General features: G+C 59.6%; 23 protein-coding genes. 10 read left to right on the top strand and 13 right to left on the bottom strand.

Annotation, left to right across the window (positions count from 1 at the left end; translation table 11 throughout):
• The first annotated feature begins 89 nt into the window (after positions 1-89).
• From K328_RS0118300 to K328_RS0118270, 7 genes are all read left to right on the top strand, one after another.
• Positions 90-464 carry a hypothetical protein gene (locus K328_RS0118300; RefSeq protein WP_028467207.1) on the top strand — a complete coding sequence of 125 codons (375 nt, stop codon included), beginning with the start codon at positions 90-92 and terminating at the stop codon, positions 462-464.
• A gap of 93 nt (positions 465-557) precedes the next feature.
• Complete coding sequence (locus K328_RS0118295) at positions 558-902, top strand: plastocyanin/azurin family copper-binding protein (RefSeq protein ID WP_036555094.1); 345 nt, start codon at positions 558-560, stop codon at positions 900-902.
• Between the two features lie 10 nt (positions 903-912).
• On the top strand, positions 913-3,213 hold the full coding sequence (locus K328_RS26045) for an ATP-binding protein (protein ID WP_051285109.1): 2,301 nt from the start codon (positions 913-915) through the stop codon (positions 3,211-3,213).
• A 5-nt stretch (positions 3,214-3,218) separates the two neighbouring features.
• Positions 3,219-3,626, top strand: coding sequence for a response regulator (locus K328_RS0118285; protein ID WP_169721229.1), 408 nt, complete (start codon positions 3,219-3,221; stop codon positions 3,624-3,626).
• A 137-nt stretch (positions 3,627-3,763) separates the two neighbouring features.
• Positions 3,764-4,564, top strand: coding sequence for a DUF4394 domain-containing protein (locus tag K328_RS0118280; RefSeq protein ID WP_028467204.1), 801 nt, complete (start codon positions 3,764-3,766; stop codon positions 4,562-4,564).
• Between the two features lie 2 nt (positions 4,565-4,566).
• Positions 4,567-4,947: a plastocyanin/azurin family copper-binding protein gene (locus K328_RS0118275; protein ID WP_051285105.1), complete on the top strand. Its 381-nt coding sequence runs from the start codon at positions 4,567-4,569 to the stop codon at positions 4,945-4,947.
• 94 nt (positions 4,948-5,041) lie between these two features.
• The gene (locus K328_RS0118270; protein ID WP_028467202.1) at positions 5,042-5,503 is read left to right on the top strand and encodes a DUF3237 domain-containing protein; all 462 of its coding nucleotides are present in this window, start codon (positions 5,042-5,044) and stop codon (positions 5,501-5,503) included.
• A gap of 78 nt (positions 5,504-5,581) precedes the next feature.
• On the opposite strand, the gene K328_RS24805 is transcribed toward K328_RS0118270, so the two are convergent.
• Both K328_RS24805 and K328_RS0118260 read right to left on the bottom strand, forming a co-directional pair.
• Positions 5,582-6,151, bottom strand: a complete 570-nt coding sequence (locus K328_RS24805) for a Pycsar system effector family protein (RefSeq protein ID WP_156901473.1) — start codon at positions 6,149-6,151, stop codon at positions 5,582-5,584.
• Between the two features lie 144 nt (positions 6,152-6,295).
• Positions 6,296-7,309 (bottom strand): methyltransferase, encoded by a 1,014-nt coding sequence (locus K328_RS0118260; protein WP_028467200.1) that lies wholly within the window; start codon positions 7,307-7,309, stop codon positions 6,296-6,298.
• Between the two features lie 258 nt (positions 7,310-7,567).
• Here K328_RS0118260 and K328_RS0118255 point away from each other — a divergent pair, with 258 nt between their 5' ends.
• Positions 7,568-7,807: a hypothetical protein gene (locus K328_RS0118255; RefSeq protein WP_028467199.1), complete on the top strand. Its 240-nt coding sequence runs from the start codon at positions 7,568-7,570 to the stop codon at positions 7,805-7,807.
• A 150-nt stretch (positions 7,808-7,957) separates the two neighbouring features.
• On the opposite strand, the gene K328_RS0118250 is transcribed toward K328_RS0118255, so the two are convergent.
• The 4 genes from K328_RS0118250 to K328_RS0118235 all read right to left on the bottom strand — a co-directional run bounded on the left by K328_RS0118250 (position 7,958) and on the right by K328_RS0118235 (position 13,040).
• Positions 7,958-9,628, bottom strand: a complete 1,671-nt coding sequence (locus K328_RS0118250) for a methyl-accepting chemotaxis protein (RefSeq protein ID WP_169721228.1) — start codon at positions 9,626-9,628, stop codon at positions 7,958-7,960.
• 423 nt (positions 9,629-10,051) lie between these two features.
• Entirely contained in the window at positions 10,052-10,966 is a 915-nt protein-coding gene (locus tag K328_RS26040; protein WP_051285103.1) for an amidohydrolase family protein, read from the bottom strand.
• Between the two features lie 14 nt (positions 10,967-10,980).
• Positions 10,981-11,475: an NUDIX hydrolase gene (locus tag K328_RS24795; protein WP_084608393.1), complete on the bottom strand. Its 495-nt coding sequence runs from the start codon at positions 11,473-11,475 to the stop codon at positions 10,981-10,983.
• Positions 11,476-11,492: 17 nt separating this feature from the next.
• Positions 11,493-13,040 carry a UxaA family hydrolase gene (locus K328_RS0118235; RefSeq protein WP_036554896.1) on the bottom strand — a complete coding sequence of 516 codons (1,548 nt, stop codon included), beginning with the start codon at positions 13,038-13,040 and terminating at the stop codon, positions 11,493-11,495.
• A gap of 128 nt (positions 13,041-13,168) precedes the next feature.
• Here K328_RS0118235 and K328_RS0118230 point away from each other — a divergent pair, with 128 nt between their 5' ends.
• Positions 13,169-13,909 (top strand): SDR family oxidoreductase, encoded by a 741-nt coding sequence (locus K328_RS0118230; RefSeq protein ID WP_028467196.1) that lies wholly within the window; start codon positions 13,169-13,171, stop codon positions 13,907-13,909.
• A complete protein-coding gene (locus tag K328_RS0118225) occupies positions 13,906-14,853 on the top strand; it encodes a threonine ammonia-lyase (protein ID WP_028467195.1) in 948 nt (315 codons plus the stop codon). Before K328_RS0118230 ends, K328_RS0118225 begins: the two co-directional genes overlap by 4 nt.
• Positions 14,854-14,883: 30 nt before the next feature.
• Here K328_RS0118225 and K328_RS0118220 read toward each other — a convergent pair whose 3' ends face one another.
• From K328_RS0118220 to speB, 7 genes are all read right to left on the bottom strand, one after another.
• A complete protein-coding gene (locus K328_RS0118220; protein WP_028467194.1) occupies positions 14,884-15,117 on the bottom strand; it encodes a sulfurtransferase TusA family protein in 234 nt (77 codons plus the stop codon).
• Positions 15,077-15,823: a DUF1194 domain-containing protein gene (locus K328_RS24790; RefSeq protein WP_205620703.1), complete on the bottom strand. Its 747-nt coding sequence runs from the start codon at positions 15,821-15,823 to the stop codon at positions 15,077-15,079. The genes K328_RS0118220 and K328_RS24790 overlap by 41 nt, the downstream gene beginning before the upstream one ends.
• 515 nt (positions 15,824-16,338) lie before the next feature.
• The gene (locus K328_RS0118210; RefSeq protein WP_028467193.1) at positions 16,339-17,451 is read right to left on the bottom strand and encodes a hypothetical protein; all 1,113 of its coding nucleotides are present in this window, start codon (positions 17,449-17,451) and stop codon (positions 16,339-16,341) included.
• Positions 17,451-18,005: a hypothetical protein gene (locus tag K328_RS0118205; protein WP_028467192.1), complete on the bottom strand. Its 555-nt coding sequence runs from the start codon at positions 18,003-18,005 to the stop codon at positions 17,451-17,453. Before K328_RS0118205 ends, K328_RS0118210 begins: the two co-directional genes overlap by 1 nt.
• The gene (locus K328_RS0118200; protein WP_028467191.1) at positions 18,002-19,669 is read right to left on the bottom strand and encodes a hypothetical protein; all 1,668 of its coding nucleotides are present in this window, start codon (positions 19,667-19,669) and stop codon (positions 18,002-18,004) included. The genes K328_RS0118205 and K328_RS0118200 overlap by 4 nt, the downstream gene beginning before the upstream one ends.
• 111 nt (positions 19,670-19,780) lie before the next feature.
• The gene (locus K328_RS0118195; RefSeq protein ID WP_028467190.1) at positions 19,781-20,584 is read right to left on the bottom strand and encodes a hypothetical protein; all 804 of its coding nucleotides are present in this window, start codon (positions 20,582-20,584) and stop codon (positions 19,781-19,783) included.
• Positions 20,585-20,588: 4 nt separating this feature from the next.
• Complete coding sequence (speB, locus tag K328_RS0118190; RefSeq protein WP_028467189.1) at positions 20,589-21,545, bottom strand: agmatinase; 957 nt, start codon at positions 21,543-21,545, stop codon at positions 20,589-20,591.
• Positions 21,546-21,653 lie beyond the last annotated feature (108 nt).

The raw sequence follows: 21,653 nt of genomic DNA, 5'->3' as shown, positions 1-21,653 counted from the left end.
ATTTATGGGACACCCTTTACTGAAGAATGCCGGGCCTGTCAGGGCAAAACTGACCGCACGCCCGTTGTACACTGGAGCCCGAAGCCCCGATGAGCGATGCACAAGGCGCCGGACGTCACGACCATGAACCCTGGTTCGCGCGCATGATTGAGGCGCTTGAAGAACAGGCCCGGGCGCAGCAGACGATCACCTATGCGGAACTCGCGGTAGCGGCCGGCATCGCCGGACGCTACCGCATCCATCGCCTGACCGAGGCGCTCGAGGACCTGACGGCACGCGACCACCGGATCGGCCAGCCGTTGCGCGCCGCGGCTGCAATCTCGAAAGCCCGGGACGGTCTGCCCGGCCCTGGTTTCTTCCAGCATTGTGCCAAACTTGGCCTTTATTTCGGCCCAGACCACGGCCCGCAGGCCGAAACCTTCCATCGGCTGGAGTTGAATCGCCTATTTGTGAGGTTCGGATAACGTGGTTTCACTGGTAATTGCGCCGATGAAAGCTGATTAATTATCCTTACTTCCGATATAGTCATGTATTCAGAAATTGAAGTGGACGATTTGATGTCTCTTCCAGGATTGCTTCGCGTCATGCTTTCGGCGGCCGTTCTCCTCGGCACGTCCGGGACGATGATCGCCATCGCAGCGGACCCGGCCGCGACAATCAGCCAGAAGGGCCGAAATTTCACACCCGATGATGTCACCGTGAAAAAAGGCGACATGGTGCGTTTCGTGAACGACGATTTCTACGGACACAACGTCTATTCGGAGACTGAGGGCGCCGACTTCGATATCGGGCTGCAGCCGCCTGGCGAGAAGCGGGACGTTGTCTTGGAGAAACTCGGCATCGTCGATGTCCGCTGCCGGATCCACCCACGGATGCGCATGAAGATCACCGTAACCGAATAACCGGCACGCGATGTCTCTCCGCCTCAAACTGATCGGCGCGTTTCTGGTAGCCGTACTAGCCGCCGGCGCTCTCGCGGGGACCAGCTTCTTTGCCACATGGTCGCTCGGCGACATCGCCAAGGCGATGTATGACCGGCCGCTGCAATCGATCAATTTCGCCCGCTCCGCCCAAACCAACTTCCTGGTCCTGGAGCTGGAGGAACGGCTTACAGGTGCCTCGTCGGAAGAGCGCCTTGGCCGCCTGCGCGAAGATTTCTTCATCGATCTTGAAGTCGCCTCGGATCGCCGGATGTCGGAACGAACACTGGAGCTGGCCGAGGCCCTGCGCATGGACTTCGAAGCTTGGTGGGACGCTGCCCATACCGCGCGGACCGATCCGGCCATGAAGCCCCAGAGGGACATCATCGCGGAACGGCTGAAGGTCAATCTCGACATCCTGGTACAGACCGCCGCCGAGGACGGGTACCGCTTCTGGCTCGCCGCCGAACAGAGCGTCAACGATACCAAACTGCTAACGAGCTACATCCTCGGCGGCGTTCTGGTGGTCTCCCTGATCGTCGCCGGCCTGCTGGCCCGCAACATCATCAGACCGCTGAACCGGCTCGCCAAGGGCACCATATCGCTCGCCTCCGGTGACCGCTCCGTCGCCGTCGACTCGCGCGATCGGACCAGGGGCGACGAGATCGGCGGCATGGCCCGCTCCCTGCTGGTGTTCCGGGACGTCATGAACGAGGTGCGCGAAGCGCGAGACAGCGCCGAGGCCGCCGCCAAGGCGAAGTCGGACTTTCTGGCCATGATGAGCCACGAGATCCGCACCCCGATGAACGGCGTCATCGGCATGACCCGGTTGCTGCTGCGCCGCCCTCTCGGCACTGAGGAAAAACATTTCGCCGAGACGGTACTGGAAAGCGCCGAAGGGCTGATGCACCTGCTGAACGGCATCCTTGATTTCTCAAAACTGGAAGCCGGCAAACTCGATCTCGAACTGCTGGATTTCGACCTCCACCGTATGGTGGATGGCTCCCTCGCCCTGATGCAGGGCCGGGCGGAGGAAAAAGGCCTCACCTTCCAGGCCGATGTGGACGAGAACTGCCCGCGTTACCTGAAGGGCGATTCAGCCCGGCTGCGCCAGGTGCTGCTGAACCTGGTCGGTAACGCCCTGAAATTCACTGAAACAGGCGGCGTCACCGTCTCCGTCAGCCCGGCCTGGACGGAAGGCAGCTACCGGTTCAGCGTCACCGATACCGGCGTCGGCATCCCGCAGGACAAGGTCGACCGGCTTTTCCAGGAATTCAGCCAGGCGGACAGCTCAACAGCCCGGCAATATGGCGGCACCGGGCTTGGGCTCGCCATCTGCAAGCAGATCGTGGAACTGATGGGAGGCCAGATCGGCGTCGACAGCGTCCCCGGTGAAGGCAGCACTTTCTGGTTCGAGATCCCGCTCGCCGACGGTGCGATGCCGGACAACCGCGATCTGCCGGCAAGCGCCCAAACGCTGCCGCCGCTCACTCTGCTCGTCGCCGAGGACAATCTGGTGAACCAGCAGGTCGCCCGCGGCCTGCTTGAGGCCGAAGGTCATAGTGTGAAAATCGTCCCGGACGGTGCCGCCGCGCTTGCGGCGTTGGAGGCCGAGCCGCCCGGCACCTTCGACGCGGTACTAATGGACATGAACATGCCGGTGATGGACGGGCTGGAAGCGACCCGCCGCATTCGCGCCCTCGACCCGCCGCTGTCGGACATTCCCATCGTTGCCGCCACGGCGGCTGCAACGGCAGAGGAGGTCCGGCGCTGCCTTGCCGCCGGCATGGACACCTATGTCGCCAAGCCGATCCATCCGGGCCTGCTGTTCGGCGCTCTGGCCCGCGTGCTGAAGCTCGACAGTCTTGAAGACAGCAACAGTGATGACGACTGGGCGGACGACTTTCCCGAAGACACCGCCTCCCCCGTGACCGAGCGGTTGATGCAGGACGGGCCGGCGCTGGAACCGGACATTCTCGCCACCTACCGGGATCAGCTCGGCGAGGAGTTCGCGGATGAGATGGTGTCCGACTTTCTCGGCTCGGTCGATGCCCACGCAGCCATCATCGAGGAACATCTCAAGGCCCGGAATGCCACCGGACTGAGCGAGGCCGCCCATACGCTGAAGAGCGCAGCCGCCTCTGTCGGGCTACGCGATGTCTACCGGGCTGCACTTTCGGTTGAAACCGGCGCCGAAGCGGATCATTTAGAGAACTGCACGGCAGCCGCCGAAAATCTGCTCGCTGCCCTTGAGCAAAGCCGCACCCTTTTCGACAACCAGGCCGCCAGATGAGTTTCATGACGGATCATACCAGCAGCATTCGCCCGAACTTTTCCGAATACCAGGTGATCATCGCCGAAGACGAGCCGATGGCAACCAAGCTCGCCCAGGGCGCGCTGAAACTGATGGGCTTCCGACGGATCTTCCACGCTGCGGACGGGCTGAAAGCCCTGAAGCTGCTGAACGAGCTGAACGGCGACGTCCAGCTCATCGTCTCCGACTGGAACATGCCAGAGATCAACGGTCTCGAATTCCTGCGCGCCGTGCGGAAGACCTACCCGAAGATGCGCTTCGTTATGCTGACCGGAAACGCGAACAAGGATTTCGTCATCGCCGCCCGTAAATACGGCGTCGATGCCTATATCGCCAAACCCTTCACGCCGGATCAGCTGAAAAGCAAGGTCGAAGCGATTTTCAAGCTCTGAGTGCGCTCCGTTACGGGTGCCTCATCTTATCCTGATCTGATCTAGTCTGCCGAATGCTTCGTAGAAGGATGTACGCGCCTTACTTGATTGCTCGTTTCATGCGCTGATTGCACTTTTTAGCAGACTGGAAAGCAGCAATGACCTTCTCAAAAGCCCTGGCCGCGGCCGCTTTGGCAACCAGCCTCACCTGGGCAGCCCCCGGCTTTGCCCTCGATCTGATTGCCCTGACGGCCAACAACCAATTGCTCCTGATGACCGACACGCAGCCGGGCTCGGCGCGGTCACTCGACATCACCGGGGTCGACACCAAGGTGCTTGGTATCGATATCCGCCCGGCCGACCTCGCGCTCTATGCCGTCACCGCAACCGGCACGATTTACACCATCGACATCAAAACCGGCGCCGCCACCCGCAAATCGAAAACCTCCGAGCGGCTGGAAGCGGTCGACAATCTGGTCGTCGATTTCAACCCCCAGGCCGACCGACTGCGGGTCATGGCCTCAAACGGCCAGAACCTGCGCGTCGATGTCGAAACCGGCGCCGCCGTGATCGACGGCCGCCTGGCTTATGACAAGAGCGATACACATGCCGGAGAGGAGCCAGGCGTGCTGGCCGGCGCTTACATAAATTCCTTCAAGGGGACGAAATACACCCAGCTGTTCGACGTCGACAGCAAGAACGGCATGTATGTCGTGCAGGACCCGCCAAACGATGGCGTGCTGAAAACCGTCGGGCCGACAGGTCTCGCCAAGGGAACCAAGATCGAAGCCATCGACATCTTCACCGACCCGAAAGACGAGTACCACGGCTTCGCTGCCGCCGGGGGCGCGCTTTATACCTTCTCAGTGGCCAAAGGTGCGATGAGCCGCGTCGGCAAGATCGCCTCACCCGCCGGGGCCGACGTGATCGATATCGCCACGCCGGTCGTGAACCGTTGATCGTGGAAGCGCGCGGCCGGACAAAAGGAGACTGCTCCGGCACTGATCGGAGCCGCCGTTTCGTCACACTTCTCGCGCTGACGACAGCAGCCTGCTGGCTCTCAGTCGGAGGGCTCTACGCGGCAACACCGTTTGTGATCGAGCAGTCCGGGATCGCCTTCCAGCCGAAATCCATCACCATCAAGGCCGGGGACACCGTGACCTTCCTCAACTCGGATGTGTTCGGCCACAACGTCTACTCGGACAGCGAAGATGGAGAATTCGATATCGGACTGCAATCGAACGGGTCGGAAGTGCCTGTGATTTTCGAGAATCCGGGCCGTTTCATCCTGCAGTGCCGGATTCACCCCCGCATGCGGGCCGAGGTGATCGTCACCCCCTGAAGGCCACCTATCGAGATGATTTTCAAGCTCTGAAAACCCGGTCATACTCCCCGTTAACGATTAGCCTGAAAGGGCATCATGGGAGGACCGGACAATGAGCCACATTCAAACAGAACATCTTTTCGACATCACACTCGCTGTCGAAGCCCCATTGCAATTGCTCGGCCACACGCCGTACGGCGAGCGCAAGATCGCCAAGGTCACCGGCGGTAGTTTCGAAGGTCCCGCGATCAAAGGCACCGTGCGCGGCGGCGGCGGCGACTGGATTCTCGTGCGCAACGATGGCGTCACGCAACTCGACGTCCGTCTGGTGCTGGAAGCCGACGACGGCGCCCTGATCTACATGACCTACAAGGGCCTGCGCCACGGCCCCGAAGAAGTCATGGCCCGGATGAATGCCGGCCAGCCGGTCAACCGCGACGATTATTACTTCCGGATCACGCCCAGCTTCGAGACATCGGCGGACAAGTATCTCTGGCTGAACAAGGCTGTGTGCGTGGGATCAGGTGACCGGACGCCAGCAGGCCCGGTTTATAATGTTTATCGGGTGTTGTGAGGAACTTTAGATACCCCGGTATTGTCATGTAATTCAGGTCGTTACGCTTCATCAACGCAGACAGAGGCCGACACCAGATCAAAAAACGGACAAGACAAAAAACAAAGCAACTGCGGAGAACAGGAAATAAACGGCAAAATTGGCAACAATGAACTTCGCAGTTGCAATCCGGGATACAATCCACACTTGGGCAGAAAGATCAGCCTCTACCTGATCTAATGGTTTTCCAGAATCGAACTTTTTTTCAAGAGAAAGGCCGTATTCTTCCAATGTTTTATACATAGCGATGTCACGAAAATATACTATCCCCTGATTTTTCAAGACTTCTTCACTCTGGTACATTTTTTTATTCACCCAATTCAAGAAACTTATTCTACAGGATTTTCTCGAAATAGAAGGAATAAGCGCCAGAGCTGACAGAATAAAAGAAGAAAACAACAAAGCTAAAATCAGGAAATCTTTCTCGACTAAAACAGGGAAATTGTCGGAGGCCACAATACCCCAAGTCTTCCTCTGACCTCCCAATAAAAACTGAAGGTACGACAATAAAAGCGTAAAACTAACACCAGCAATTACGACGCATTTTGCATCACCATAGCGCACCGAGTTCCCAACTTCCCGGAACACATTCAACAGAAACCCTTTCACAACCCCACCCCGTCGGCTCATCGAGAACAATGCTGCTTTCTACAACATCATGAAAAGATAAGAAAACAGGGAATTGAGGGGGAGCTGAGCCTGCTTGCCGGCAGGGTCATAAGACATAGGACAGAGGCGAGGACAGGGGGCGAATTACTCCGGCCGCACGGCCTCGGCAAGCATCGTCATGCCCGGGATCATCGGCCCAACCTTCACATCCGTGAAGCCCGTCTTCTTCAACTGCTCCGCCAGCCATTCATCGTCGAGCGAACGCGCTTCAGGCGTGAAGGCGGTGTGCTGGAGCTGCCAGAGGGCGGCGAGTTTCGGGCCTGTGCGGTCGGCCGTAACCACGAAATCGTGGATCAGCAGGCGGCCGCCGGGAACCAGATGATCGTAGGCGCGCTTCAGCAGGCTGTCATGCTCGTCACCGGCCACGCCGGAAAACAGATAGGACATCAGGATCGCGTCCTGCTCGCGCGGCCATTCGGTGCGCAAAGCATCGCCAATGACATATTCGATCCGGTCGCTGAGCCCGGCCTTCTCGACATAGCCTTTACCAAGCGCGGCGACGTTCGGGAAATCGACAATGGTCGCGGCCAGGTCCGCGAACGCTTTACATAAAGTGATGGCAAAAGCGCCGGTACCGCCGCCGACATCCAGCAGCTTCTTGCCGCCACTGAGGTCGATCAATTTCGCCAAGCCCCGCGCCGGGCCGAGGGAGCCGGCATGCTGGCTGTTGGAATAGAGCTTTGCCTGTTCCGGGTCGGAGAACCAGTCGGCGTAGGAGCTGGTGGCATCATCCGGCAGGTTGTTGGCGATGGCATCCTCGATCTGATCCAGCAGACCGTACATCTGCCGGTCCACCTGCAGACGCAGATAGTCGCCGAAATCGTATTTCGCGCCTTTCACCAGGAAGCTCTCGGCCGCCGGCGAATTTGCAAAGCGCCCCTCCACCGCGGAGACCACGCCGAGCGAGGCCAGCGCGGTCAGCAGGGTCTGGACCCGATCCGGATGCAGGCCGGTTGCCGCGGCCATCTCCTCGACGGAGAGCGGACCGTCTGCGAGGCAGGTGAAAACCCCATGATGCAGCGCAGCAAATAACGCCTTAGACCCCATGAATCCGAACGCGATATCGGAAATCTCTTCGGCGTTTGTCAGCAACGTCATCGTCATATCCCTGCTTTTTTATCGTTATTCCGACATAAGTTATCTGATTTTGCCAATAGCTGCAAAACGGTCATGGTTTTTCGCGACAGGGATTGGACTTAGCGGGATCTGCAGGGGTCAATTCATGCTGCGCCGCACACGCAAATGAATTTTGAAGGAAGCTATCCGCCGTCGGCGGATCCACCACCTCCCCCTCTCCTTGACTCGCCCCGCCATCGGTTGAACGATAACTCGATCAAACAACGAATGGAGATGACCATGGCTCTCTACAAAGATGATCGGTATCTCTTGAAATCGGCAGTCCCCGTCTTCGACGAATTCCACCGGCCCGGCGACGATGCGCCGCGTTCCGGAATCTATCGCTGCGAAGGGTGCCGGAAGGAAGTGGCATCAAACCAAGGGGAGCCGCTACCGCCGCAGAACCACCATCAGCATGACGAGAGTCTGGGCGATATTCTCTGGCGGCTAGTCGTCTCAGCGGATCACGATCCGAAATAAGCACGGTCAGGCTCCGGCAGACGCCCTGCCGGCTTCCTGTTGGCGGTAAAATTGACTTTATAAAATATGCAGGCACAGAAACGCGGAGAAGCTTTTCGGCTTCTCCGCGTTGTATGTCAGGACCAGAGAACGTCCACCAAAGGCCCTAGATCAGGAGCGGATACCAGCAAGGAAGCGCTGGATCTCGGCTTTCAGCTTTTCCGCGTCCTGCGACAGGGCGAGAGATTCGCTCTGGATCGTCTGGGCAACCTCTCCCGTCACCTGGGTGGCGGCGGAGACCTCGGAGATATTGCTGTTCACCTGGTTCGTGCCGGCAGAAGCCTCTTCCACGTTCCGGGCAATTTCCTGGGTGGCGGCGGTCTGCTCTTCCACGGCGGCGGAGATGGCGGCCGCGATCTGATCAACCTGCTCGATGGTTTGCGTGATCGCACCGATCGCCGTCACAGATTCGTCCGTGGAAGCCTGAATGCCCTGGATCTGGGCCGAGATTTCCTCGGTTGCCTTGCCGGTCTGGCTGGCCAGATTCTTCACCTCAGAGGCAACGACCGCAAAGCCCTTGCCTGCCTCACCGGCCCGCGCGGCTTCAATGGTGGCGTTCAGAGCGAGCAGATTGGTCTGCTCGGCGATGTCCGTGATGAGGCCCACCACTTCGCCGATTTTCTGCGCGGCTTCCGCCAGACCCTGCACCTTGCTGTTCGTATCTGCCGCTTCGCGCACCGCACCGGAGGCGATGCTGGATGCCTGCGAGACCTGTTGGCCGATTTCCGTGATCGAGGCGCTGAGCTCCTCGGTGGCTGCCGCCACGGTCTGGATGTTCCGGGCCGCATCCTCGGACGCGGTCACGACGAGCCCGGCTTTTGCCTTGGTTTCCTCCGCCGTCGCCGACATGTCTCTGGCGGACGTATTGAACTGTTGCAGCGAAGTGGAAACATGGTCGACCATGCTGCCCACCGTGGTTTCGAAGTCGTCGGCGGTTCGAACCATCATCTGCCGCTTTTCGGCATCGCCTCGCTTCTCGTCCTCAATACGCTGATCTGAAAGAGTACGGCTCTCCATGGACGCGGTCTTGAACATCTCCACAGCCTGAGCCAGATCGCCAACATCGTCTTTACGGTCGAGATAGGGAACGTCGACATCAAGCTCGTTGGCGGAAAGCCGGTGAATGACCCCGCGCAAGACCGGGAACGGCTTCAAGAGGCGACCGACAACCAGCACGGAGACGGCCACAACAATAACGGCAAGCACAGCCATGACGCTCAGCAGGCTGAACGTCAGCTCGTCCCTGATCTCCGCGATCGCGTTTCGACCGACGCCCACATAGAGGATACCGATAACCTTGCTCTTGTCAGTGGTGGAGAATATCGGCTCATAGAGGGTGAAGTATTCTTTGCCGAGGATTGTCGCCAGCCCACGGAAAGTCTGCCCATTGGTGATGATCGGGTAGACCTTGCCTTTCTTGCCAAGCGGCGTGCCGATGGCACGGCTGCCGTCGTTCTTCTTGATGTTCGTGGTACGGCGCCAGAAGTCCCCGGTTTCCTCGTCCCAGGCAAAGATCGTCGCCGTCTCGCCGGTGGCAAAGCCAACATCGTCGATGGCGGCGTGCTCTTCGAATGCGGGGATCTGTCCCTTCCAGGAAACTGAAAGTCCGTCGCCCTTCTTTGTGACAACGAGATTTTCGTAACTGTCCGACAACATCATGGCTGCCGTTCGCAAGTTACGATCCTGAGCCGTCGCCGCCTGTTTCTCGACATAATCCGCGATCAGGAAGATCGCTGAATACGCTGTCGCAAGCATTGCAATGGCAACAAGAATAACAGTCACAGATGTGACCTTATTCCGCACGCTTATGCTGGAAATATTCATGTACCCCACCCACTTTGCAAACATATCTCTCGACGGACTAAGACACCGCTTGATGTACAAAGTAGGCAATATTCCTTAACTAAAACTTACTATGACTTTGTGAAGTCAGAAATCTCAAATACGTCCTTATTCGAATGCTTTTCGGAGAAACAAACAACAAAAATATCAATGCGCTACAATCGCCAAGAAGTGACCTTATTGAATATAAGGACTCAAAAATATCCTACGCCGAAACGGAGATATCTTGGACTTATGATGATGCGCGGCCGTATCTGCACGGCGACCACTCGACACGGGCCGGACGGCGCCGCCGCTTGGACTGATCTTCATCCGGGACTTGCTCGCGTTCGACTTTCTTCGCTATCGCCTGAATGTGCCGAATTATTTTGCGATCGGCCACGCCCCAAAGCCGTACAATGCTTCCGGATTCTCAAGTAAAATGCGATCCCGCACTTCTCCATCGGAAACCCAGGTGCCGAGTGATTCCATCAAGCCCGAATTTACGGGTAAGGAATCAGCCTCTCCCGGCCAGCTCAAATGCGGCCAGGCGCTACCCCAGATCATGCGCTCCGGCGCCCAGTCGACAAGCGCACCGGCAAGCTCGCTCACTTCCGGGTCTTCCGGGTTACCGTCTTTACCGATCGCGTAAGGCGCCGAGAGTTTCACCCAGACATGTCCTTTGTCGACGATATGGCGAAGCGCCCGAAACCCCGGCTGCGTCAGGCTGCGGGAGAAGCGGAACCCGCCAAGATCTGGCAGGATGATATTTCCGGGCCAAGCGCGAACCATCTGCTCGACCTCATGCAAGTCCGAGCCGTCCATCGCCAGCTCGATATTCCAGCCGGTCAGGTCATGCACACGCCGGACATGGCGGTCGATCTCGTCCCACGGACAACTTTCCCGGTGCCGCAGCATGGTCACGCGCATCCCTGTGACACCAGCGGCCGCAAGATCCTCAAGCTCCGCTGCCTCGATCCCCGGGCGCACCATGCAGAAGGCCCGCGCGCAGTCCTCGACATAACCGTCCGGAGCGACGGCCAGTGCTTCTAGAGAGGCAAGCAGCGTATTGTTGTCGAAGCCAAGCTCGTCCGGCTGGATCAGGACCACCCGCGACAGGCCGATTTCTTCCTGAACGTCGCGATACGCTTCCGTCGGGCGCTCCGGCAGATCTTTTGGAGGTGCCTCGCCGGAAACGCTTGTGATGCGAACGTCGCAGTCAACAGAGCCGGGGGGCGGCGTGATGCGGCGCTCGTCCGCATCCGCGCGGAGTTCACCAAGGAAAGCTTCGAAGGACATGCTGTTTCCGGTGGTCAGAAGAGCTGGAACGTGCCGGTTTCCCGATACCGGGCGAAATGACCGAGCGCACTTTTATGGGCATGGATCATCTCCGGCAGATCGTCCAGCGGAAACCAGTCCAGCGCCAGGGTCTCGGCCCCGTCAGCCTTGAGGTCCCCGCTCCATTTGTGGACGACGAAATCCACACCGAAACCCTGGATCGTATCGCCGTTGGGATAGACCAGCGTGGATTCTTCCGGGGAGGAAGCGTGGCCCCATGGCGTGGGATCGAGCACGGTGAGACCGGTTTCCTCCCGGACCTCCCGGACAAGCGTCTGCAGCACGCTCTCGCCAGGCTCGGAGAACCCGGCAGGCAATCCCCAGACACGGAAGTCACCCCGGAGCTGCAGAAGCACACGATCCTGATCATCTAGAATGACGCAGCGCGCACCCGGCATCAGCACCATGCGGCTGCCGATCAGCTTCCGAAGCTGGCCGAGATAACTGTCGGCGAAATCATCACCCATCATGATCGCTCCGGCGATCTCTACATCACCGCCCCGACCTGCCAGGGGATAAACTCATGATCGCCGATGCCAAGTTTCTCGCTCTTGGTCTTCTCGCCGGAGGCGACGGCCAGCACCTGCTGGAAGATCTCCTCGCCCATTTGCTCAATCGTCATGCCTTCGTCCAGCACGGCCCCGCAATTGATGTCCATATCCTCGACCATGCGGCGATACATCGGCGTGTTTGTCGCCAGCTTCATTGAGGGAGCCGGTTTGCAGCCATAACAGGAGCCGCGCCCTGTGGTGAAGGCGACCACATTACTGCCGCTCGCCACCTGGCCGGTGATCGAGCAGGGATCGAAGCCGGGGCTATCCATGAAGACAAAGCCCTTGGTGTCGATCCGCTCACCGTACTTGTAGACGCCGGTGAGGTTCGTGGTACCGCCCTTGGCCGTTGCGCCGAGCGATTTCTCGAGAATGGTGGTGAGGCCGCCCGCCTTGTTGCCGGGGGACGGATTGTTGTTCATCTCGCCGCCGTTGCGGGCGCAATAGGCTTCCCACCACTTGATGCGCTCGATCAGCTTCTCGCCAACTTCCTTGCTGACCGCACGGCGCGTCAGCAGATGTTCCGCCCCGTAAATCTCGGGCGTCTCCGCCAGCACGGCGGTCCCGCCATGGCGCACCAGCAGGTCCGCCGCATAGCCGAGCGACGGGTTCGCGGTCATGCCAGAATAGGCGTCCGAGCCGCCGCATTGCAGGGCCAGCGTCAGTTCCGAGGCGGGACATGTCTCGCGCCGACTCTGGTTGGCCAGCGGCAGCATCTCCTCGATCAGGGCAAGGCCCTTTTCGATGGTCTTCCGCGTGCCGCCGGTTTCCTGCAGCGTCATGGTCCGCAGGCGGGGGCCGCGCTCAAGCTGATGGGCTTCCAGCAGGAAGTCGATCTGGTTCACCTCGCAGCCAAGTCCGACCAGAATGATCCCGGCGAAGTTCGGATGCCCGGCAAAGCCCCAGAGGGTGCGCTGCAGGTTCTCGTACCCCTCGCCCGTATCCGCCATTCCGCAGCCCGTCGCGTGACTGAGCGCCACCACCCCGTCCACGTTCGGATACTTCTCCAGCATTTCCGGACTAACCGCGTCGGCCAGATACTTCGCCGCCGAAGCAGAGCAGTTCACGCTTGTCAGGACACCGATATAGTTGCGCGTCCCAACCTTGCCGTTCTTCCGTCGGAAGCCCTGAAAAGTCGCGCGGTCCGCCTCCGGGATATAGTCTGTCTCGGTCCGATCCATACAGAAGGCGTAATCCCGCTCGAAATCCTTCATGGCGACATTGTGGGTGTGCACATGTCCGCCCGGGCGGATGTCCTCGGTCGCGAACCCGATGATCTGATTGTACTTCTTCACCGGCTCACCGGCGCCGATCCTGCGCGTCGCAATCTTGTGCCCCTGCGGCACAGGTGTGAGCGTCGCCACCATCTCTTCCGGAATCTTGACGTTAGCCCCGATCTCGGAACGCGAGGTAACGACATTGTCCGCCGGGTTCAATCGGACCGTCAATTTCTGCGCGTCCTGCGCCCCGCCTGCTTCAGCCATCACCAGCACTCCCTATTATTTAATTATGGTGATGATAGCCCACCACATGTGCCGCGCAAACGCTTGCCGCATGGAAACCCGATGCCGTACTCATGAACCTCGAGAAAATCAAAATCGGGGGAAACATCATGTCAGGACGTTTGGCGGGGAAAACCGCTCTTGTGACTGCATCCGCGCAGGGTATCGGCCGGGCCACTGTAGAGGCTTTCAGCCGTGAAGGCGCGACAATCATCGCGACTGACATCAATCAGGAAAAGCTCGCCGAACTCGAGGGACTCGCCGGTGTCACCACACGCCGACTCGACGTGCTCGACGGCGATGCCGTTAAAGCCGCGGCAGCAGAGATTGGCGCAATTGATGCGTTGTTCAACTGCGCCGGCTTCGTGCATCACGGCTCGATCCTCGATACATCCGACGAGGATTGGGACTTCTCCTTCAATCTGAACGTCAAGGCGATGTTCCGCATGTGTAGGGCCTTCCTGCCGGCAATGCTCGAATCCGGAGGCGGCTCGATCATCAACATGTCCTCCGTCAGCTCCAGCATGAAGGGCATCCCGCTGCGCTGCGTCTATGGATCAAGCAAGGCGGCGGTGATCGGCCTCACCAAATCGATCTCCGCCGATTTCATGAAACAGGGCATCCGCTGCAACGCGGTCTGCCCCGGCACAGTTCAGTCTCCGTCCCTGGACGGACGAATCAACGCGTTCGACGACCCGGTGCAGGCCCGCAAAGATTTCATCGCCCGCCAGCCGCTCGGCCGCCTTGGCACGGCAGAGGAAATCGCGGCGATGGTGCTCTACCTCGCCTCGGACGAAAGCGCCTACACAACCGGCCAAGCATTTGTAATCGATGGAGGCATCCTCAATTGACCGACCTGTCCGACTTCAAGGCCGCCGCGGAACGTATCCACGGCAAGGTCCGCCGCACACCGCTGCTGGACGCTATCGCCCTGAAAAGCGATCCGGCGCCCGGCGCCCGGTTGCTACTGAAGCTCGAAAACCTGCAACCCACGGGCTCTTTCAAGGTGCGCGGCGCCACGAACACCGTGATGTCGCTGACGGATGAAGAGCGGTCGCGCGGACTGATCACGGCCTCCGGCGGCAATCACGGCCTCGGCGTCTCTTTCGGCGCCCGCATGACCGGCTGCCCGGCAGTGATTTATCTGCCCTCCAGCACGCCGCCTTCAAAGGTGGAAAAGCTGAAATCCCTGGGCGCCAAAACCATCATCGAAGGCTCCGTCTGGGATGAAGCGAACGAAGCTGCCCTCGCCCACGCAGAAGCGGATGGCCTGACCTATATCCACCCCTTCGCAGATCCGCGCGTCATCGCCGGACAGGGCACCATCGCACTTGAAATGCTGGAAGACGCGCCGGAAATCGACATGCTTATCGTCGCCATTGGCGGCGGCGGGCTGATCTCCGGGGTGGCGACAGCGGCCAAGTTGCTGAAGCCGGGTATCAAGGTCATCGGTGTCGAGCCGACCGGCGCGCCAACCCATCATGCCGCACGCGCGGCGGGCCACCTAGTGACTCTGGACAAGATCGAGACGGCGGCGGGCACGCTGGCACCGCGCACATCTGCCGAGCTCAATTTCGAGCTGATCTCGAAGAATGTGGATGAGCTGGTGCTGGTCAGCGACGCGGAAATGAAAGCAGCCGCCGAATGGCTCTGGGAAGAGACCGGCCTGTCCGCCGAGCTCAGCGGCGCAGCGGCCCAGGCCGCCCTCATGACAGGCAAGGTCCCCGCACCGGCTGGCAGCACTGTCGCCGTTATCGTCTGCGGTGCCGGTACGGACGGGCTACCCGCCGCTTAGCGACACATCCATAGCCAACAAGCCCCCCGTTCAGGGGCCCTTGCGGATGACAAACGTGAAGGTGCCTTCCGCCTCAGCTTCGCTGACGAGTTCATGGCCGCCGCTGTTACAGAAGTGTTTGAAATCCAGTGGAGAAGCCGGGTCCGTCGATTGCACGGAGATCAACTGGCCCGCCTCAAGGCCTTTGATGGCCTTACGGGTTTTCAACACCGGCAGCGGGCATTTAAGGCCGCTTGCATCCAGGGTAAGTGCCGGTTCGCTCATAAGTCTCCGTCCCACAGGTGATCACGTTTTCTGCATATTGGGTCGCAGGGCCCGTAATGCCAATCCCGGTAACGTCGCGGCCATGTCCCGTCGGACGAGCATCCGCAATCTCCCGGATAATCTTGGCAAGCAGGACGTCTGCAAACGGCGTCTCTTCGTCCGCCACCATAGCGAAGGCACCGAGCCCGCCAATCACGTCCAGCCGGTAATGCATTTCCAGCGGAATGTTTCCCGGCCCTCGATGCCCACCGCCACGACTCTTTACAACCAAAGCATTGATGGTGATACCCGCATCCACCGCCCGGTCACGGGCCCAGTCAATCGGCCGGCCGCCAATCTGCGGGCCATCACCGGAAACATCGATGACCATGCGCACGCCCTCATAGGTATTCGTCAGGATCTTGTCAGTGGAATAAGCAATGGCCTCGCTGATCGAATTATAGCCCCAGGCTGCCCGGGGCGCGGATAACAACGCCTCTCCAAATGCGCGAGCATCTTCCGGCCCCGCAATCTCTCGCCAGTCGACAATTGTGTGCTGGGACGCTTCATCACCCCATTCGATATAGCTAACCGCGATCTTGCCCCAGCGGCCGGATGCCACGGCATCCAGAACGCGCCGATCAAGCAGCGCCTCCGCATAACCCTGCCGCTGAAGTAAAAGCTCGTCATCGTCAATCGAGCCGGAACCGTCAGCCGTAAAAACCAACTCGAGATCTACCGGTTCCGCGACACCATAGGGTACACAAACTGTTATTCCCAACAGCCCAAGCGCGGCCGGCAGCCAGCAACGCATAAAACAGACATGTAGACTTAACTTATTCGAAAAAAACCGAAACTTACCTGTGGATAACTTTTTTGGCCATACAAGAGAGCTAGAAGCTTTAGATATGAGAGATCCCGCTCGCCCCATGGTTACCCGCCTCTTGACATTCGGACTTAAAAGTCAATTCAGGATATCGCTTTAAATTGGAAAAGATTGATATTATTCACAAGCCATTCACAGCTTGGCATTTTGCATGTACTGGCGGTGAGTGAAGTTCACCTTGGAATCTGATTTCCAACTAACGAACCCAATTAAATATACTGGTCCCTTCGCTTTTTCAAAACATCAAAAAGACGCGGCCCAGAGAGATCGGAGTGCGGGGCCTCGAGGCACAATGTACATCCCGGCGAAACGGCCGACGGGGACTGTCGCGCCACATCACTTTACACAGCACCTGTTCAATAACCCGCACCACCACCGGGCATCACCTCTAGGGCTCGTCTTTCCGAATGAACGGGATTCCCGTCCATCCCCAAAAGCTCAGTCTCCGCTATGAGCGAGACAGGCTCCCTCACCCAATAAGGGAAATCTATCTGCAGAACCAAGCGGCCACCGCCGCCGGTCATCCGCTGAAGCTCACGCCTGTAGCGGCTCTGGTCGACATAGCTGGAGAAAGCGCCATCGATGGTCATGCGCATACGGTGTTCGCCTCTCTCTGCGACACTCATCCGACCAAAGCACACCGGGCCTTTGAAGACGTTGCGATCCGGCGGGATCGCAACCAGATCGCCGCATTCACCGCTAACGGGATCCCGGGCCGCAATAGAAAGGCTGATTAAACCGACCGCATTTCCGCCAGAGCTTTGAGTCTTGTTGTCTGTCGAAGAGAGCCGCAGAACAAAGCCCGCAAATGCGGAAAAAAACAGAATGGAAATAAAAGCCCCCGCCAAGACGGGCGCTCTTAAACGGCTTCGCCATGACGCTATCTTCTTCCCTACAGATGGAGGCTGCTGGAGCAAGAAACGCTCTGCCGCCTCCCGCCCGAGACAGATTTTCAGCGCATCCCGCACGTTTGCCACTGGTAGAGACTGCCAGCCGTCCGTATCCGCGATGGCTTCAGATCCATGCGGGTACAAGAAGACACCCTCTCCCTGATCAGGAGCGTCGGCCCGGGCCAGTTTTTCAGCGACATGCGTTACCGGCGTCACCTTCAGATCCCGGCCCAGACCGCCGGTAACCAGGATCGTTTTCCCGGCCGCGTCCCCCGGCTTGGCCAATACACCGGAAAGCTGGAAGGCATGAGCCAGGAACATTCCCAGCTGCCAGCTCTCTCCCGCCTCTATCGGTGCGGCAACATCGGTACGGTAAACTGGATGCCCCGTCATGCGCTCCACAACACCTGTCGGCTCGCGCACGAACGCATCATAGGCCGGGCTGACCGGCAAGGCCGTGAATGCCCCTCCGACGCAGATGACGGAGCGGACCGCCGGGTTTTCACGCGCGATGTTCTGGACCTCTACCGGCCCGCGCGTTGTTGCGATCAGCACCCTGATCAGCGGCATCGTCGCCATCAGGCCAACAGAAACCGGCTATCCGGGTCGCGAAACAAGTGAAGGAAGGGATCATCGGACGGCAACATGAGCTGAACCCCGCCATCGACGCTTTCAGGCAAAGCCCGCATCACCGGCTCGCCCGCTTCGGGAATGCCAATCGCGAGACGCGGCATGTCACTTCCGTCATCCAGACGTTCCACGATGAAATATGCCAAACCGCCGGCGTCATACGCAGCTTCCAGACGCATCCGGAACGCATCCGTTTCACGTACAGCCAAGGCCCCGTCACTCGCGGCGGCAACTGCAGGGAGATGTCCGAGGGCGAACCGACTGGCCAACGTCATGAGGGCAGCCCTGACGTCCGGACGCCGCACGGCCATTTCCATGACGCGCCGCCCCGTAGCGCTTTCGGGGTCCGCAAGACATTGCACGAACGCCGCGAACGGAACCGGTTTGTCCTCCACCGCCGCCGCCTCTGAAAGCCAGAGACGGATATCCCGGTCCGCGGAACTGGCGACAAAAAGGGCTTTGGCAAACCCGTCATCGTCCCCGGGGAGCTTTGGTTCAGTCATGCCGTCTCCCGGTAAAGCGCCGCGAGTGCGGTATGGAAACGGCGGCAATCCTCTTCGAACACCTGCTCTGCGGGGATCAGGTTGAAATGACGTTCAAGTGCCGCAAGGAACGCCCGCAGCTCTTCCCCGCATACCCGCAACAACGGCTCACATGCCGTGGCGGCCTCCATGATCTCGAGCTCGCACACCCGTTCCTCTTCAAAACCGCGTCGGTTCACCTTGGCAAAAGCCAGACGGGACGCCTTGAAAAGGCCGGCTTCCGGCATCGTCTCCGAATCACCTTCAACAGCGCCCTGAAGCAAACGACCGATCGCCCCGCCCGGGCGCAATGGCACCACGTTGTCAGCAAAGTCAATTTCAGGCTCGTTGATCCGGTTTCGCAGTGCCCGTGCCACCTCCGGGAACAGATCGAAACCAATTTCGAAAGCTTCGGGCCGCGCATTCCGGAACAGGATAAACATCAGGGCGAGCCGGACCTTCCTGATCTGCACCGTCAATTCCTGGAAGTCGTCCGTTGCAGCCCCGTAATCCTCGACCGGCTTCTGATCGATCAAGGCCTCAACCGCCCCATGAGGCTCTGTCGCCTTTCTTTTCCGGACAGCCTGAACGATCCGGGCCTGATGCGCGCCGAAACATTCCGCTCTCAATATGGTCAAAGGCAGGACGGCGGCCGCATCGCCCGCCTCCATCACCAGTTCCAGCCGCGCGCTCTCACGCTTGTTGATGGCCTTCAACCGGTCAGCCGGTGGCAGGGCCAATTCCGCAAGCACGGACCGCCTACCCTCGACCACCTCGAGGGCACCGCAAATCTCCTCCGGATCAACCTCACCGGCATCCCGTGATGAGCCGATCGGCGCCGCCGCATCAATGGCGAGCCGATCGGCGGCCGTCTTCAGCGCCAGTCTCAGATGGAGAAAGTTGATCGCAACCGTCCGGAAACCTTTGAAATCGCTCCCCGCACGACGGTCGGAACAGCATTCCTCCCAGAAGGCGAGCACCGTTCTGTCATCGATTGCATCGGCACTGACCCGCCGGTCCGTTCTGTCCGCGATGAAGCTGCACATCGCGTTAAACTTCCGCTCATATTGCTGCGACGGCAGGTGATCTTTCAGGAAGTCATAGAGCCGCCGGGACAATCCATTGGCAAAGGACTGCATGTCTTCCCGGTCTTTCGGACCAGACAGGAAAGCGGATATTTCATCATCCATTTCGGAAAACCCGAGCGCGGTGACGCAAAAATCCAGCAGCGCCGCCAGAAAGGGCATGCGTCCGTAGCTCACCCTGAACACCGGCCCCGGATAACTGATGATCAACTCATCCGCTCCCGCCTCGATCTCCCTTGGCGCGGCACTCCGCCCCGCTGCCGCGAAAGCAGCGGCCCTGTAGGCACCAGACGTCGCGGCCCGGACACCCCAGAAGAAACCGACATACCCGTGACGGCCGGAAAGCTGGTCCGCGGCCGCTATCAGATAAGCGAGTTCAAGAAGGGGTTTGCCGTAAGCCCTGGCGGCGATTGTCTGAACCAGAGAGCGGCGGGTCCGCGTATCGTAGCGCCCGCCATCGTCACCAGAGGCATCAAGCACGGCGGAAAGCGCCGAGGCCAGCTCATTGCTGATCTCGGTCCTGAGACCAGATGCGCTGCCACCGAAATCCAAAATCGGCACCGGACCTACCCAATATGGTGAATATGCTTCTATTTATTCGTTTTTTACGTGTTTATATTTGTCGATTTTTCCATTAACGGCAACAGCTTATCCTTGGCAGAACAAGCCGCATTAAGGCTCTGAGGCGATGACAGTCAAATGGGTGCCGGCTCCATCATCGACGACACGGGCTCCGGATAATCCGGCTCCCTTGGCGATCTTTCCCAAACGCTCACGGAATTCTGTTTCGGATGCCAGGCTGCTGTAGCGGAAGCCAATGCCGCCCCCCTCTTCCGGCAGGTTGATGACAACAGGCGCCAACGGCCCGTCTCCCTCGACCGTAAGGATATCGGCAATTGTGAAAACCGCTTCCGGGGCAATTCCGTCGAAAGCGACCTCGAACGTCACGGTCTCTCCCTTCCGAGAGATACCCGCCGGAAGTCCCGCCGCTGCGATCATATAGGGAAGAATGTGAAGCGCGCCCTTTTGCCGCCGCGTGACCGCCGCCAACTGCCGGAAAAAAACACCCGCAGAGATGGGAGTTGCTTCCGCAAGTACAGCGGGAAGGCCCTCGGTCAGCAGAACGAAGACGGCCTCCCGATCCTGCTTCAGCCCGGTTCGCGCGGCGACGAAAAGTCCGGGCGTACCGCCAATCGGGATAAGGTGCTCCTCACCCGCCGGGACCTGAAGCACGGGCCCTGACCCATCCACCGTCAGCCGGCCGGTAAAGTAGATAGGCTGGACCAATCCATCCGCCGTCCGGGCATAAAACGCAGCGCTGCGCATGTGCGGAGATGCGGCGATACGGACACGCGGCACGGCACCGCCACGAAGTTCCGCCACATCCAGCCGGACCTCCTGCTCTGCCGCGCCGGCATTCAGCGGCACAATAAGGAAGAACGAAGAAATGACACCTGCGAGCAGGAGAGCGAGCACCGGATCAGCTCTTGCGTGCCGCGACGGCCTCGGCGAGGACACAGAGGATCTCGAACATGATCGTGGCACCGGTCAGGGCGGTAATGCCGCTCGGATCGAAAGGCGGCGAGACCTCAACCACATCCCCGCCAATCAGGTTCGCTCCGCTCATCCCGCGCACGAGCAATTGCGCCTCAAGCGCGGTGAAACCGCCGATCTCGGGCGTGCCGGTGCCGGGCGCGTAAGCCGGATCGATGCCGTCGATATCGAAAGTGAAATAGGTTGGCCCGTCCCCGATCACCCGGCGTGCCTCGGCAATAACCGCATCCAGCCCCATCTCGTAGGCTTCATGTATCTGGATCACGCGCATGCCGTGCTCGTAACTGAAGGCCCACTGGTCCCGTGAATTGATGCCGCCCCTTATGCCGATCTGCACGCAGCGTTTCGGGTCGAGCAGCCCTTCCTCAACCGCGCGGGAGAATGGCGAGCCGTGGTGAAAGCGGGAGCCGAGATAATCGTCCCCGGTATCGCAATGAGCGTCGATCTGGATCAGGCCGACGGGCCGCTCCCGGGCCAGAACCCGCAGGATCGGAAGCGAAATGGAATGATCCCCGCCTACGCTGAGCGGGACAGCACCGGTAACCGCCAGATCCTTGTAGTAACGCTCGATCTCTTCATGGGCGCTTTCAAGCTGGAAAGGCCGCTCGACCACCGCATCACCAACGTCGCCAATGCTGCACAACTCGTAAGGACAGACCCCGGTCGCCTGATTGATCGTGCGCATCAGACTGCTTTGATTGCGCACCTCGCGCGGGCCGTGCCGGGCACCGGGTCGATTGGTGACGCCGCCATCGTAGGGCACGCCGACCAGGGCGATATCGAGGCCCGCCGCACTCTCCCGGTAGGGCGTGCGCATGAATGTCGGAATGCCTGTGTAACGCGGCAATCCCATCGCCTTGATTTCCTGATCCGACATCGTCATCGCCTGTGTCCCCCGGTGCTTTCGTTCCAGTTTGCGATTGGGCCAGCGCGGATTGCAAGTCTGGACCCTCCCGACAGAAGGGCGCTACTGTCCGTTTCCCGCCGAGTT

The organism is Nisaea denitrificans DSM 18348, from assembly GCF_000426505.1.
Taxonomy (GTDB): Bacteria; Pseudomonadota; Alphaproteobacteria; order Thalassobaculales; family Thalassobaculaceae; genus Nisaea; species Nisaea denitrificans.
The sequence above is the reverse complement of the archived record's forward strand: the minus strand, read 5'-3'. Positions and strand labels throughout refer to the sequence as shown.

Bases quoted from the DNA above. Each gene is read 5' to 3' on its own strand.
- K328_RS0118300 (WP_028467207.1), top strand. From the start codon at position 90: ATGAGCGATGCACAAGGCGCCGGACGTCACGACCATGAACCCTGGTTC.
- K328_RS0118295 (WP_036555094.1), top strand. From the start codon at position 558: ATGTCTCTTCCAGGATTGCTTCGCGTCATGCTTTCGGCGGCCGTTCTC.
- K328_RS26045 (WP_051285109.1), top strand. From the start codon at position 913: ATGTCTCTCCGCCTCAAACTGATCGGCGCGTTTCTGGTAGCCGTACTA.
- K328_RS0118285 (WP_169721229.1), top strand. From the start codon at position 3,219: ATGACGGATCATACCAGCAGCATTCGCCCGAACTTTTCCGAATACCAG.
- K328_RS0118280 (WP_028467204.1), top strand. From the start codon at position 3,764: ATGACCTTCTCAAAAGCCCTGGCCGCGGCCGCTTTGGCAACCAGCCTC.
- K328_RS0118270 (WP_028467202.1), top strand. From the start codon at position 5,042: ATGAGCCACATTCAAACAGAACATCTTTTCGACATCACACTCGCTGTC.
- K328_RS0118260 (WP_028467200.1), bottom strand. From the start codon at position 7,309: ATGACGTTGCTGACAAACGCCGAAGAGATTTCCGATATCGCGTTCGGA.
- K328_RS0118255 (WP_028467199.1), top strand. From the start codon at position 7,568: ATGGCTCTCTACAAAGATGATCGGTATCTCTTGAAATCGGCAGTCCCC.
- K328_RS26040 (WP_051285103.1), bottom strand. From the start codon at position 10,966: ATGTCCTTCGAAGCTTTCCTTGGTGAACTCCGCGCGGATGCGGACGAG.
- K328_RS24795 (WP_084608393.1), bottom strand. From the start codon at position 11,475: ATGATGGGTGATGATTTCGCCGACAGTTATCTCGGCCAGCTTCGGAAG.
- K328_RS0118235 (WP_036554896.1), bottom strand. From the start codon at position 13,040: ATGGCTGAAGCAGGCGGGGCGCAGGACGCGCAGAAATTGACGGTCCGA.
- K328_RS0118230 (WP_028467196.1), top strand. From the start codon at position 13,169: ATGTCAGGACGTTTGGCGGGGAAAACCGCTCTTGTGACTGCATCCGCG.
- K328_RS0118220 (WP_028467194.1), bottom strand. From the start codon at position 15,117: ATGAGCGAACCGGCACTTACCCTGGATGCAAGCGGCCTTAAATGCCCG.
- K328_RS0118210 (WP_028467193.1), bottom strand. From the start codon at position 17,451: ATGGCGACGATGCCGCTGATCAGGGTGCTGATCGCAACAACGCGCGGG.
- K328_RS0118205 (WP_028467192.1), bottom strand. From the start codon at position 18,005: ATGACTGAACCAAAGCTCCCCGGGGACGATGACGGGTTTGCCAAAGCC.
- speB (WP_028467189.1), bottom strand. From the start codon at position 21,545: ATGACGATGTCGGATCAGGAAATCAAGGCGATGGGATTGCCGCGTTAC.